The organism is Roseibium sp. TrichSKD4 (genome assembly GCF_000148725.1).
In the GTDB taxonomy this organism is placed as follows: domain Bacteria; phylum Pseudomonadota; class Alphaproteobacteria; order Rhizobiales; family Stappiaceae; genus Roseibium.
Map to the genome: position 1 here is coordinate 245,738 of NZ_GL476310.1, position 13,122 is coordinate 258,859.

Annotated in this window: 12 protein-coding genes, 1 tRNA gene and 2 pseudogenes; 8 read left to right on the top strand and 7 right to left on the bottom strand. The window is 52.8% G+C overall.

All coding sequences use genetic code 11. The features are described 5' to 3' along the window. Window positions 1–24: 24 nt before the first annotated feature. Window positions 25–831 carry an undecaprenyl-diphosphate phosphatase gene (locus tag TRICHSKD4_RS06895; protein WP_009466769.1) on the top strand — a complete coding sequence of 269 codons (807 nt, stop codon included), beginning with the start codon at window positions 25–27 and terminating at the stop codon, window positions 829–831. Here TRICHSKD4_RS06895 and TRICHSKD4_RS06900 read toward each other — a convergent pair. Further along, window positions 828–1,898 carry a YafY family protein gene (locus TRICHSKD4_RS06900; protein WP_208993019.1) on the bottom strand — a complete coding sequence of 357 codons (1,071 nt, stop codon included), beginning with the start codon at window positions 1,896–1,898 and terminating at the stop codon, window positions 828–830. The two genes, TRICHSKD4_RS06895 and TRICHSKD4_RS06900, sit on opposite strands and share 4 nt — an antisense overlap. A gap of 89 nt (window positions 1,899–1,987) precedes the next feature. Here TRICHSKD4_RS06900 and TRICHSKD4_RS06905 point away from each other — a divergent pair, with 89 nt between their 5' ends. Beyond that, window positions 1,988–2,206, top strand: a complete 219-nt coding sequence (locus TRICHSKD4_RS06905) for a DUF1127 domain-containing protein (RefSeq protein WP_009466771.1) — start codon at window positions 1,988–1,990, stop codon at window positions 2,204–2,206. A gap of 78 nt (window positions 2,207–2,284) precedes the next feature. Here the strand turns inward: TRICHSKD4_RS06905 and TRICHSKD4_RS06910 are convergent, their stop codons facing one another. Further along, on the bottom strand, window positions 2,285–3,259 hold the full coding sequence (locus TRICHSKD4_RS06910) for a complex I NDUFA9 subunit family protein (protein WP_009466772.1): 975 nt from the start codon (window positions 3,257–3,259) through the stop codon (window positions 2,285–2,287). A gap of 170 nt (window positions 3,260–3,429) precedes the next feature. On the opposite strand from TRICHSKD4_RS06910, the gene TRICHSKD4_RS06915 reads away from it, so the two are divergent. The 5 genes from TRICHSKD4_RS06915 (at window position 3,430) to TRICHSKD4_RS06935 (ending at window position 8,486) form a co-directional block, all read left to right on the top strand. Then, window positions 3,430–3,516, top strand: a tRNA-Leu gene (locus tag TRICHSKD4_RS06915). Window positions 3,517–3,764: 248 nt separating this feature from the next. Beyond that, on the top strand, window positions 3,765–5,267 hold the full coding sequence (locus TRICHSKD4_RS06920; RefSeq protein ID WP_168156985.1) for a phage integrase N-terminal SAM-like domain-containing protein: 1,503 nt from the start codon (window positions 3,765–3,767) through the stop codon (window positions 5,265–5,267). Between the two features lie 66 nt (window positions 5,268–5,333). After that, window positions 5,334–5,531, top strand: coding sequence for a hypothetical protein (locus TRICHSKD4_RS30165; RefSeq protein WP_009466774.1), 198 nt, complete (start codon window positions 5,334–5,336; stop codon window positions 5,529–5,531). 403 nt (window positions 5,532–5,934) lie between these two features. Then, window positions 5,935–6,573 (top strand): hypothetical protein, encoded by a 639-nt coding sequence (locus TRICHSKD4_RS06925; protein WP_040616464.1) that lies wholly within the window; start codon window positions 5,935–5,937, stop codon window positions 6,571–6,573. 779 nt (window positions 6,574–7,352) lie between these two features. Then, window positions 7,353–8,486 carry a hypothetical protein gene (locus tag TRICHSKD4_RS06935; RefSeq protein ID WP_009466777.1) on the top strand — a complete coding sequence of 378 codons (1,134 nt, stop codon included), beginning with the start codon at window positions 7,353–7,355 and terminating at the stop codon, window positions 8,484–8,486. A gap of 66 nt (window positions 8,487–8,552) precedes the next feature. Here TRICHSKD4_RS06935 and istB read toward each other — a convergent pair whose 3' ends face one another. From istB to TRICHSKD4_RS29110, 5 genes and pseudogenes are all read right to left on the bottom strand, one after another. Then, window positions 8,553–9,344 carry an IS21-like element helper ATPase IstB gene (gene istB / locus TRICHSKD4_RS06940; protein ID WP_009465782.1) on the bottom strand — a complete coding sequence of 264 codons (792 nt, stop codon included), beginning with the start codon at window positions 9,342–9,344 and terminating at the stop codon, window positions 8,553–8,555. After that, a pseudogene (locus TRICHSKD4_RS06945) lies at window positions 9,334–9,543 on the bottom strand (IS21 family transposase); the annotation flags it as partial. The gene istB and the pseudogene TRICHSKD4_RS06945, both read right to left, overlap by 11 nt. A gap of 13 nt (window positions 9,544–9,556) precedes the next feature. Beyond that, a protein-coding gene (locus TRICHSKD4_RS29105) for an IS630 family transposase (RefSeq protein WP_085979595.1) occupies window positions 9,557–10,617 on the bottom strand; the annotation gives its coding sequence in 2 pieces (ribosomal slippage) (window positions 9,557–10,125 and window positions 10,125–10,617; 1,062 coding nt in all). Between the two features lie 87 nt (window positions 10,618–10,704). Further along, a pseudogene (gene istA, locus TRICHSKD4_RS06955) lies at window positions 10,705–12,030 on the bottom strand (IS21 family transposase); the annotation flags it as partial. A 97-nt stretch (window positions 12,031–12,127) separates the two neighbouring features. Next, window positions 12,128–12,268 carry a hypothetical protein gene (locus TRICHSKD4_RS29110; protein ID WP_208993020.1) on the bottom strand — a complete coding sequence of 47 codons (141 nt, stop codon included), beginning with the start codon at window positions 12,266–12,268 and terminating at the stop codon, window positions 12,128–12,130. Between the two features lie 421 nt (window positions 12,269–12,689). Between TRICHSKD4_RS29110 and TRICHSKD4_RS29115 the strand changes: the two genes are divergently transcribed. Then, window positions 12,690–12,848: a hypothetical protein gene (locus tag TRICHSKD4_RS29115; protein ID WP_009466781.1), complete on the top strand. Its 159-nt coding sequence runs from the start codon at window positions 12,690–12,692 to the stop codon at window positions 12,846–12,848. The last annotated feature ends 274 nt before the right edge of the window (window positions 12,849–13,122 follow it).

Sequence of the window (13,122 nt, forward strand, 5' to 3'; positions counted from 1 at the left end):
TCGAGTTCTCTGGACGGAATCACGATGGACAATCAAACGATCATCAATGCGCTTATTCTCGGAATTGTTGAGGGATTGACCGAGTTCATTCCCGTGTCTTCAACGGGGCATTTGCTCTTGTTGGGCCATTTTCTGGGGTTCGAAAGCACTGGAAAGACGTTTGAAGTTCTGATCCAGCTCGGGGCGATATTGGCCATTCTCTCAGTTTATTTTTCCCGGCTTTGGAACCTTGCGACGAGTTTGCCGAACGATCCATCCAGTCGCCGGTTTGTGTTTGGCATCTTTCTGGCCTTTCTGCCTGCCGCAATTATTGGGGTCATGACGCATGGGTTCATCAAGGAAGTGCTGTTTGAAACCCCGGCTCTAGTTTGCTCCACCTTGCTATTAGGCGGCCTTGTTCTCTTGTGGGTGGACCGCCTTCCATTAAAGCCGCGCTATACGGATGTCACCGACTATCCGCTGAGCCTGTGTCTTAAGATCGGCCTTTGCCAGTGCCTTGCCATGGTACCAGGGGTGTCGCGGTCTGGTGCCACGATTGCTGGGTCCCTTTTAATGGGTACAGACAAACGATCTGCGGCTGAGTTTTCCTTCTTCCTCGCCATGCCCACCATGGCGGGAGCTTTTGCCTACGACCTTTACAAGAACCGCAATGTTCTTTCCGTCGATGATCTAACGCTCATCGGCATTGGGTTTGTGGCATCATTCATTGCAGGTGTTTTTGTCGTAAAGGGATTGCTTGATTTTGTCAGCAAGCACGGCTTTGCCCCCTTTGCTTACTGGCGGATTGCTGTCGGGATTTTGGGTTTTGTCGGACTGTATATCTTCGGCTAAGCGACGCGCTCATATTTGTCCGCCATCGTCTTCAAATCTGCCAGTAGTGCTTCTCTTAATTCAGGTGGACCCAACAGCTCTGCATCTGGGCCGAGCCAACGAACCAGCGGGAGAAGGCGGGCTAACCCGGTAACAGGGACACGCATGATCAAGCCGTTCTCATCATCGGCTTCAAAAACAGCGTGCTTGTAATACCAATCAGATTGCAGGCGGGATGCTTGCCAGTCGGACAAACGGATTTCTGCAATCTGATTGGTGTCTTCCCATCGGCGCATCGCCTGATTCAGCCACACACCGCCCAGCATGTCGCGGATTGTGAAATCCGGATCTGGACGAAACCGCATGCCGCTGACTGCACAGTCTTTAATACGGTCTGCGCGATAAGTTTTGACGGTCCCGGTGTCGACGCACCGCCCGGCGAGATACCAAAGATCGCGGTCGAGAATTGCCCCTCTCGGTTCAACATCGTGTTCCTTTAGATCCTTGCGGGATGGGTTGAAATATTGAAATCGGACACGGCGATTTTCCAACAGGCCAATCATGAAGTTGTCCAGCGCCTGTTGCCAGAACGCTGTCGGCTCGGCCTTTGTGCCGGAATGAAAAATGTCCGGCGGCACCGGTTCGGTGCCGATGAAGCGATCTGCATCACTGAGAAGTTTGTGCATGCTGGTCGGCAATGAGGCGATGAGTTTTCGTTCCGCCGCCTCCAGATCAGCCGCAAGCGGCATGACGCGCATCACCCGAAACAGCGATAGGGCAGCCAGAAGCGCAGCTGTTTCATTCCGGTTCAGGGCGACCGGCGGCTGCAAATAGCCCTTGGCAAGGCGATAGCCGCCTTCAGCCCCTCGCGCCGCTTCTACCGGCACACCCAGCGCATTCAAACGGTCAATATCTCTGTAGATGGTTCGCAGCGACACGCCGAACCGCTCGGCAAGTGTTGTGGCACTTACCAGTTTTCCACCTGACATGAGAAGCAAAATGGCAAGGGCTCTTTCGATGGAGTTCATGGTCTGCGCTCGGTCCGTTCGAATCGTCTCTGAAAAAGAGAACATAACGAGATCATACATGACTCCATGCTGTCAGGTATGGTTTGGCAGTCTCCTTTTTGTCTTGGGAAAAGAGGCTCCGCTGCCTCCTAAAACGAAGGAGTTTCAAAATGTCATTTTATGAACAACAGCACCTTGTGGCCCGCATTCGGGGCCGCGGCCTTCTGTTTGATCTGGGAGCCAAAATGGTTGAAGGATTTGCCGTGGCTTATCACCGACGTCGCACCCAAAAAGCCTTGTCCAAACTTGATCACCGACTGTTAGACGATGTCGGGTTGGAGCGTGGGCTGAATGGCGTTTATCAGCGCCGTAAGGGCCCAGGTGAATAGTGATGGATGAACCAGCTGAAAAGACCGCCGGAAAGGGCGGTCTCTTCGAACTGAATAGGCTGAAAAAAGTCGTCGCAACTAGCTGGTCCGATACGTTGCGTACTGGCCATGCTCGGCAAACATGCCGAGATAGGTCGGCAAAATCGCTGCAACAGTGCTTGAGTCGATCCCAATGCCTTCCAGCGTCCGACCTTCCTTGGCAGCTTCTTCTGAAACGATGTTGTCGGATTTCAAAAGTTCTACCTGATCTGCCGTTAATAGGGGCGATGGGAGCATCTGCATGATTTTACCCATGGCAGATGCGACCGGGAACGGGATGGGCAAGAGCAGGCGCTTGCGGTCGATAACCGCTAACATCAACTCCAGACATTCCTTGAAGCTGAGGGCTTCTGGTCCGCCGAGTTCATAAACGGCCCCGGCTTTCAGCTTGCCATCAACGGCCTGGGCTACGGCCTCGGCAACATCTTGAACATAAACTGGTTGGAACAAGGTCTCACCGCCGCCGATCAAAGGCAGCGCAGGGGCCATGCCGGACATGGCTGCAAACTGGTTGAAGAAGTTGTCTTCCGGTCCAAAGACGATGGACGGGCGCAGGATAACGCTGTCAGGCAGGGCTTCAAGAACCGCAGCCTCACCTTCGGCTTTGGTGCGCGCATATTCCGAAACAGAGTTCGCGTCTGCGCCAATGGCAGAGATATGAACCATGGACGACAGGCCTGAATCGCGCGCAGCTTCTGCAATTGCGCGCGCGCCGAAGCTTTGAACCGCATCGAACGTCTGCTTTCCCGTGGGGGCCAAAATCCCGACGGCATTGATGACGGCATCCACTCCCTCAATGGCGCGGTCAATGGACCAGCGGTAGCGCAGGTTTGCCTGAATGGCCATGGTCTGCCCCGGTGTACCGAGCGGTTGAAGGTGCGTTGCAAGATCGGGGCGGCGCACGGCGGCGCGCACACGATAGCCCCTACGGGCCAGTGCGCGGATGACATGCCGACCGATAAAACCGGAGCCGCCAAATACCGTAACCAGTTTGCCGTTCAATGCCGTGGACATGCCTCTGCCCTTTCCTTGCGTCCTTAAAGGTCCCAGTGTGCGTTTCACTGGCACAACTGTCTCATAGCCCTTTGTACGGAAGCTGTGAAGGGCTGGATGTGAATGAATGGTTTTCCCGTCATTTTGTTGATTGACAAGAGTGTTTTAGAGCCTTACAAGCCCCCCTCACAGCCCAGGTGGCGGAACTGGTAGACGCGCTAGCTTCAGGTGCTAGTGCCCTTATGGGCGTGGAGGTTCGAGTCCTCTCCTGGGCACCATCACTCCAAAAGAGTGTTTCCCCACAAAAAGATAAGCCTAGTCAAGGCGTTGCGTTCATCGTAGTGTGATACAACGGTGTGATTCAATGCTCTTTAGGTTAGTCGATCCGGTGCAGCGAAAAGGCTCCCGATATCAACAGTTCTCAAAGCGGGTTCCCACTGATCTCATTGAGGACCTCGCAGGGAAAAAGCTCTTCGTCCCTGTAGGCGATGGGGTCTACCCAGTGACCGTCTCAAAGGACGGCTTGGTGCGCTTCTCACTACGCACTGCCACACCAGAAGAAGTCCGCGAAAGACAAGCCACGGCGCTTGCCTACCTCGAGAAAGTCTTTAAGGCAGCGAGGAGTGAAGCTCCCATCCCTCTCTCTCGACAACAGTGTGTCGCCCTCTCTCAGTCGATCTATGAGGCATGGAGTGCAGACCCCGGTGTCAGTTCCCGAACGATTGCCATCGAGATAGACACACAGACCAGAGAACAACGTGTCTCCACCCTGAGTGAGGATGATGAAGCGGAGCTACTCCGAACACTCGCAGGGATACTCGATGACGACCGCAAAGACTCCACCGAGGAAGCCTTCGAGCGCCTTGAAGATCGTTTCCATCAAGTCGTGGACAGGGCATTGGACGAGAAGGGCATCAGGGAGACCGATCAAGCATCACGCCGCCTGATCCTGAGAGAGTTTGCTCGAAGTGCGTCTCAAGGTCTTGGCGTCCACACAAGAAAGCTTGCGGATGGCGATTACTCTCCTGACCCCAACGCCAATAGGTTCCCGCAATGGACATCCACAGAGGTTGCTTCAGCGGCTCCACAAAGCCCACACAGCAGCGTATCCCTTGTTGGACTACCAAATGACTGGTGGCAGGAGGCATCGCGTACCGGGCACTCCGAGAGCACGAGAGAGGCGTACACGAGGGCTTTCAGGCAACTCTCCGAGTTTGTAGGACACGATGACGCCTCTCGCATATCCACAAAGGACATAATCAGCTTCAAGGACCACCGATTGACACAGGTGTCTGCAAGGACCGTTGCGGATGGCGATCTGCCAGCCTTGAAGAGTATCTTCGAGTGGGCCGTCAAGAACCTGATACTTAATGACAATCCTGCAAGAGACGTGGCGGTTGCCAAGAGTTCAAAGACACATCGCCGCATGAGAGACTTCACCATTGAGGAAGCCTCTGCGATCCTGTCAGCAAGTGACGGCACCAAGAGACAAAACAAAGAGAAGCCTCAACGATGGGCATCAAGGCGCTGGGCACCGTGGCTCTGTGCTTATAGTGGCGCTCGTGTAGGAGAAGTCTTGCAGCTTCGCAAGGCGGATATCATCACGATTGACGGCCATGTGTGCATGAAGATCACCCCTGAGGCCGTCACAGTGAAGGGAGGGGAGGAGAGGATAATCCCACTTCACCCTCACATCATCGAGAAAGGCTTCATGGGCTACGTTGAGGCAGCTCCCGATGGACCGCTCTTCATGTGGACCGGCACAGGGCGAAGCGCATGGAGAACCTCGAAGAACAAACTCCGTGAGTTCATTCGAAAGCATGTGTCTGACCCTTCCGTCCAGCCTAGCCACGGATGGAGACACACCTTCAAGACCATCGGCAGGGAAGTAGGCATCGAGAGCGATATCCTTGATGCAATCTGTGGGCACCGACCAGCAACAGTCGGCAAGAGCTACGGCGAGTTTAACGTCAAGGCTATGACAAGAGCGCTCCAGAAGTTCCCCAAGTTCAATCCACTAAGTTCCTGACATAACGAATCCCCGGTGAGCTGCCGGGTGGAATCCGCCTAGAATACGCAAAGGGAGAAATGCGTGATGCTTACATTCAGACTATTTGGCCGTGAGTTCCTCATGGAACAACATTGCGGAACAACTGCGAAAGACAAATGGGACTTCGGAATGGAGGTCCACGAGGATGACTTCAAGACCCTCGAAGCGTGGTTCGGACCATGGCACTTCGCAACGAGTTCCTTAACGGCGATAGATGGTGAAGCAACCCCCCTCGTTAGTTGAGGGTGGTAGACGCGAAGTGGTTCTCAGGAGGCGAACTGGTAAAGATTACCCTCCTGCTTTTCATGTTTTCGGGTCCAATGACAAAGGTATGAATAAAAAATTGCGACAGGATACAGCCATTTCTTGCCAGATTTGTGGCGGTGTTAAAGATTTAAGTTATTGATTTTATCAGTTCGTAGCAAGAATATATATCTTACTATTCTACCAAAACAGCCATTCTAAAGAAAAGAAACAGTTGAAAATGTAAAATTATTTACTATTTTACTGGCTCACCCAATGCTAAATCAGCTTTCTGGTGCGTTCTTTGACAATTTAATACTACTCTCATGCGCGAAATATCTCTCGTAACGTAATGAAGGAGGAATGAAATGATTATGCCACATGACAACCAAAAGGAGGCATTATGACACTGATAGGCTTAGAAACCGAACACTTCCCTATGTCCGACATTCCATTGAAATTTACCGGAGACACATTGAATGTTATCGCTGCAACCAAGAGAGCTGGTACATCTTCCTTTGCGGCCAGCGAAATGAACGCCATCGGTGTTGCCGCATTAATCCAAGGGGACGATGACGAAATCAGTCTCCGTTGGAGTGGGTATGCTGCGAGTGACGATATGGCCCGAGCATTCGTCGTTGCGTTTATTCTCAAGCATGTCCGCCAAAATCACCAACTCATAAATATTTGCTGTCGGCCAATAGAGACCCTGAGGCATATCGAGGGAGCGCGTAGTCGCGGAGGGATGAGGAGCGGAAAGAACAAGGGTGTACCTTTCGCAGCATATACACTCTTTGATTTCGTAGAGCGGGCGAAAGGTGATTATTGGTCCCTTTACCCCATTCAAAAACGCCGAGAGCCACCTCGGTATGCTGAAATCCAGTCCAATGCAGAGAAAGCGTGTAGCGATGCGGAGAAGTTAGTAGACGACTTTCACATGCATAATACTCGGCACCCTGATTGGTGGTTTATCAAAGGCGATTTGTCCCATGTGATCAGAGATGAGGTAGGTTTCGAAGATTATCTTTCTGATTACCATTAACAGGATGAAGTATGGGTATCTACAGCGAAAGGACGACTTGCCTAATACCCGGTTGCGGGCGACCAATCCAAACTTTAACTGGAACAGGGCACTCAAAGAAATACTGTAAACAACACGTAGAGTTTCACAGGCGACACGGTTCCTATTGGTTCAGCAGTCTGAAAGCAGAAGATGTTGCACCGTTCCGCAGGATTTCCGAAAAGTGGATAAAGAAAAACGCTGCGGACTTCCGAATTAATTTTGGTTTGCAGCAAATAGAATCTCTTTTGGAACAGGCAGGACGAGCTGAGAATGCATATGATCTCAGGTACTTTAGCGGTAAGGAGAAAGCGCGGATTGCTCTTGCAAGGATCAGGGCGGCTGGTATCGCTCCTAAGGAAATCCTTACGCGGATCATCGCGATCACGTTATGCTGTGAAGCGAGAGGAGTAGATAACAGGCTTCGAGAATACCGGCACGTCCAGCTCGCCAAGTCTATTCATCGCCTCGCTAGTGGTACGCACAGGACTACATCAGGTTTCCGTATGAAAACCAAGTATCCCCGCTCCGAGGGAAATGTGCTTCGATATCTGGGACGCCAGTTGGACGACATTGCTGCATTCGTACTCAATGATCGGGATTTGTCTCAATTTCTTCCGCCTGCGAAATAGGGTCACGGACACTATGTCAGTCACATCCCGCGAGTTTCTACCTATTATCTACCTCGATCAAAATAAAGCGCCGCAATACCCTCCTGTGTCTGTCTTCTGGTTCTTTTCTAGGTGTGAGAGGTGCTCAAGGTGGGTCTTGACGATTGGGAAGGGGGAGGGGAGTTCACCGCTTCCTCCTCCCAACTTAATGACTGTATGTTCGATGAATGGGCGACGATAGGTGAAGGCCCTCTAAAGGACCTCGCAAAGGGAATCGCAGAAGACATCCTTTGTGTCTTGGCACCTACAGGGCGAAAACCAAGGGAAGAATTGATCAAAGGAATTGACGCAATCGTGGCCTCGCTGGTCGCAAACTTACTGATACTTCACCGAGACAAGGCTGAAGGGAAGAGACTTGCGGTCCCTTTAGAACGCAAAAAGAAAACCAGATACGACCGCAAGGGCTTTAGGAAGCTGCCAGAAGTTGTCTCCGCATTAGCAGCGAAAAACTACATCGTGAAGCATAATGCGCAATTCAAAAGACGGCGCACAACAATAGAGGCGACAGGGCCCCTCCTTCAAACATTGAAGTCTAATGTTGCAAAATTCGCTCCGATAGAACGGGCAGATGGTGAGGAGGTGATCCAGCTAGCTGCAAGGCCGAGGCTGCTTCGCGTATACGGTCGCAAACAGCCGAATATCTTGATTGACTATCAGGATGAAATCGACTCAGCCCGCCTGCGGATGGAACTGGATATGGTCAATCGGTTTCTAGCTTCGCATTCGATAGTACTTGAAGGTGCTCCTAGAACTAGCTTCCGGCTAGTCCGTCGTTTCTCACTGAGGGACCCTGATGACCCCATAGAGTTCGAGTTCCATGGACGCTTATATGGTGGGTTTTGGATGACACTTAAAGCAGTAGAAAGACACCGTATTCGGATTGATGGAGAATCGATTACCGATTTGGATTTTGCGGGGATGTTCCCTCGGTTGGCTTACTTGTCAGTTGGCGAAGAACCTCCGCAAGGAGACCTATATTCGGTTCCCGGACTTGAAGACCACCGAGAAGGAGCTAAGGCTGGGTTGTCTGCCCTGCTATCCTACCCGACACAAATGAAAAGCCTACCCACAAGGTTGAAGGCTATGCTTCCTGAAGGATGGACAGCAAGCCGCCTTCGTTCTGCGTATGCCGAACACCACCCCCAGCTAGTGCCGTTCTTTGAGAAAGACTTTGGTCTCGATCTCATGTTTACCGAAAGTAAGATACTACTTACAGCCTGTTGATTTTCACTGAGAACTGACCCGGTATTTTCACCGAGAATTGACCCACCTTTAGTTATGCGTCGTGGTCTATGACGCGGTCAATGTTGGGGTCTCCTTTCTAGTTTTCTTTGTATCCTTGGAACTGGCTTTGAAGCGGTAGCTGTCGTTGCCTGTTTCCAAGATGTGGCAGCGGTGCGTGAGGCGGTCTAAGAGAGCGGTGGTCATCTTTGCATCTGTGAAGACCTGCGCCCATTCTGAGAAGCTACGGTTGGTTGTGATGATGACGCTTGTGCGCTCGTAGAGCTTGCTGAGCAGGTGAAAGAGCAGTGCCCCACCTGATGAACTGAACGGCAGGTAACCGAGCTCATCCAGGATGACCAAGTCGACTTTGGTCAGCATATCAGCGATTTTCCCAGCCTTGCCAATCGCTTTTTCTTGCTCCAGTGCATTGACCAGCTCCACTGTTGAGAAGAACCGAACCTTGCGCCTGTGGTGTTCGATCGCCTGAACGCCGATTGCTGTGGCGGTGTGGCTTTTGCCCGTGCCGGGCCCACCGATCAGAACGACATTCTCGGTGTTTTCGATGAACTCACACCGGTGTAACTGCCGGACTTTCGCTTCGTTAATTTCACTGGACGCAAAATCAAAGCCGGTGAGGTCTTTGTATGCAGGGAAGCGGGCGACCTTTGTGTGGTAAGCGATGGATCGAACCTCTCGTTCCGCCATTTCAGCCTTGAGCAGCTGTGATAACATCGGGGTCGCGGCTTCAAAGGCTGGGGCACCTTGGGCGACCAGGTCTTCGACGGCATTTGCCATGCCATAGAGCTTGAGGCTGCGCAGCATGATGACGATAGAGGCTCCGGCTGGGTCATGACGCATGGCGCTTCTCCCCAGCCTGTCTCAGGCCATCGTAACGATTTAGATTTGCCTCGGGCGTGGTTTGCAATGCCAAGGCGTCCGGTGGGTCGACTTCTGGATGTTCCGTCGGCTTACGGTCGATCAACCGGTGTAGAAGGTTCAGGATATGCGTCTTGGTTGGCACACCCGCTTCCAGCGCCTTGTCCACGGCGCGTAATACCAACCGTCAAAATTCAGAACCGATGGGCCCAATCTCGCATTCCGATGGACATGATGGTCCATGGTTGTTCAATTAACCTGTTCCATGCGCGGCAACAGATATCGATGATTTGTTCGTAGGATTTGAAGACCCGGTTTGACAGCCAGTTATCCCTGATGAACTGCCATAGGTTCTCGACCGGGTTCAATTCGGGAGACCTCGGTGGCAATGGGAGAAGGGTAATGTTGTTGGGAATGTCGAGTTTGCCAGATGTGTGCCAGCCAGCCTGGTCAAGGATGACAACGGCGTGGGCTCCCGGAGCGACTTGCGACGAGATTTCCTGAAGATGCATTTGCATGGCCATGATGTTGCACTTGGGAAGGACGAGCGCAGCACCGACACCCCGTTCCGGGCAGATGGCCCCAAATATCCATGCTGACTTTGTCCGCTGATCCTTGGGGGCCCGCGGCCTTGTCCCGCGTTTTGCCCATCGCCTTGTGATCTTGGTCTTTTGACCCACACGCGCCTCGTCCTGAAACCAAACCTCTATCGGGGTGCCGCTTTCAAGCTGATTGCCGATTTCCGCCAGTTCGGCTGGGAAGCTTTTTTAAAATCCTCGACGGCAAACTCGTTTTGCGCCGGATGCTGCGGCCGGGCCGTCAGACGCCGATAACCCGCATTCTTCAGCTCCCGCGATACGGTACGCTCGTCAACGACAATGCCAAATTCAGACAGGATCCACGCAGCGAGATCCTTCAAGCGCCAACGTACCACTGCATCCACCGATGGATACGGGCCTCGTTCGACAATCTCGATCAACGCACGACGCTGCTGCTCGTCAAGTTTTGAGGGGCGACCTGACTTGGGCGTATCCTTCAGACCATTGGGACCAGAAGCATTGAAACGCAGCACCCAATCGCGAATGATTTGGAGCGTCACTCCGCCAATATGAGCTGCGTCCGAACGGCTCCCCCCATCATAGATCACCGCCAATGACAAAAGGCGACGGGTCTGTTTGGCGTCCCGGCACACCCTCGCCAACCGGCGAAGGGTACAACCGTCAAAGTCATCTCGAAGCGGTATCGCGGCTCCCATGGCAAACTCCCATCGTTTGCCATCTGGAATCATATTCGCAACAAAACCGGAAGCCCAAATATGAGTCACTTCATCTGACGTTTGGTATAACACGTCCTCTTCGTTATGCTGCAGAACCAATGAGAGGATGTCGACCATTTCCCTGTCACCCCCCTCCTTGCGTAACATGCGTTCCTGCAGCCGTTGGAAGGCTTCCGGCATCTCGGTGAAGGGCGCGCCATTGCGAAGGGCGCCAGGTTTGCGCTGAATGACAGCAAGATAGTGCCGCCAGTCATAAACAACCTTGCCTGATTTGCGGCAGGACCGATCAATGAGCCGTGCATGTTCACAAACTGTTTGCCCTTCGGCCACAACGACCAGTCGGTCAGGGTAGACATGCAGGCTGACACGGCGGTTCGCAAAGCTGGCGGGCACGCTATACCTGTTGCGTTCGAATGTGATCAGGCATGTGGGAGACACTCGCTTGCTATGTTCGATAAATCCATCGAAGGCCGGCGGCAGAGCCATCAGCATTGGCTTCTCAGCTTTCCACACATCGGCGAGAGACCCCGGCAAGGCTTTGTGCGGCGTCTCCGCCCAAAGGGCGATGCACCGATCTTCAAGCCATTGGTTCAGTTCAGCCAGATCTGCAAGGACGGGCATGACCTGCCAAAGCCGATTGCGCGCGTCCTGGACGTTCTTCTCGACCTGGCCTTTCTCCCAACCTGAAGCCGGATTGCAGAACTCAGGCTCAAAGACGTAGTGGCTAGCCATCGCCTTGAAACGGACGTTGATGTCCCGCTGCTTGCCTTTGCCGACGCGATCAACCGCTGTCTTCATATTGTCATAGATCCCTCGGCCAGGAACGCCGCCAAACACGCGGAACGCGTGCCAATGGGCGTCAAACAGCATCTCGTGCGTTTGCAGCAGGTAAGCCCGGACCAAAAACGCCCGACTGTGTGACAACTTGATATGCGCGACCTGAAGCTTCAGTCGCTCGCCGCCAATATTGGCCCAGTCTTCACTCCAATCAAACTGGAAAGCTTCGCCGGGCTGGAAGATCAGAGGCACAAATGTGCCGCGCCCTGTCGTCTGTTCCGCCCGCTGCCGGTCCGCACGCCACGCACGGACAAAGGCCGCCACACGTTCATAGGAGCCATCATACCCTAACTGCACCAGATCCACGTGCATCTGTTTGACGGTTCGACGCTCTTTGCGCGACTTGCGCGTCTGGGCCACAAGCCAAGAAGACAAACGGTCCGCATACGGATCAAGTTTGGTTGGTCGCGGCGGGGTTTTGAACTTCGGCTCAACAATGCCCTCGCGCAGATACTTCTTCACCGTGTTGCGAGATAAACCCGTGCGACGGGAAATCTCTCTGATTGGCATTTTGTCACGCAATGCCCAGCGTCGAATGACACTCAAAAATCCCATGTCGATCACTCCATATCCCCCGAGCCAAAAACGTCGGGGTAGTGTGTTCACATGGGTCAGTTCTCAGTGACAATTTATGGGGCCACCGGGTCAGTTCTCAGTGAAAATCAACAGTCCATGCCCGATCCACAGCGTTTTCCATAACGTGCCAAACAGTTCGGATAAGCTCATCCTGTTCTACGGGGGAAAGACCAAGCTGTTCGACGAGATGTCGAAATTCATCCGGGTTACATTGCATGGAAATATCCTCTGAGCCTGACAGCACGAATGGACGTGCCTTCAAGCCGGGTGGTTACTTTGGGGTGTTATTGGAAAAAAGGCGGAGCAATTCGCTCAACGCTTACCAGATGTGGCAATTGCACACGCACTTTATATGGTGGTCCGGTGGTCCAGTCGCAAGCGATACACTTGGGCGGAGGCGTCGAAAACAATCCCGAACTTTCTGCACGGAAATACCGATAGTGTTTCTGAGATGCGAGCGAGAAGGGTAAATTGTTCCGTGCAGCGGGTGTTCCGCTGTCTGGCTTCAAATCCGGTAAACGAGCTGTCTCGATGTGAGGCCGGATTCTCCTGAACTAAGGCATTATGCACGAATAAGGGAGGCGCATGCTCGTATGTGATTTGAACGTCCCGCCACCAGGACAAAAAGGAATATGCCTATGATCAATAAAGATTGTAATATTGGTTCGTACTATGACGAAAAGTTTAATCGCCTCAGCGAGCGCACAAAGGCGGCTTTGAAAAATATCGAGCTTGAATGTGAAGCCATCAATGACCTGTTGGAAGGTCATGCAAGTTCATCCGAAGACGCAGAATAAATGCAACATTCAAATGGTTTTACAGCCCTGTTGGCTGCAAGATGTGTGCAGGTGTATGACACTGCACCCCTTGCGAAGGGAGATGGCTAGCGCTCTCCCGTTCGATCCCTCTTGCATCCGGCTCACGGTCTGAACCGAATTTCAAGCTGCCGCCAGCTGATTTGGCGACAGTTATGGTGTTAGATCTGGACGTCAAGATCAGGCCGTTTCGCGATTGGAATTGCTGCCTTTCAGAGCGTCACGGCGGTGTTTTTCGGCGCGGATTTTGGGCTGA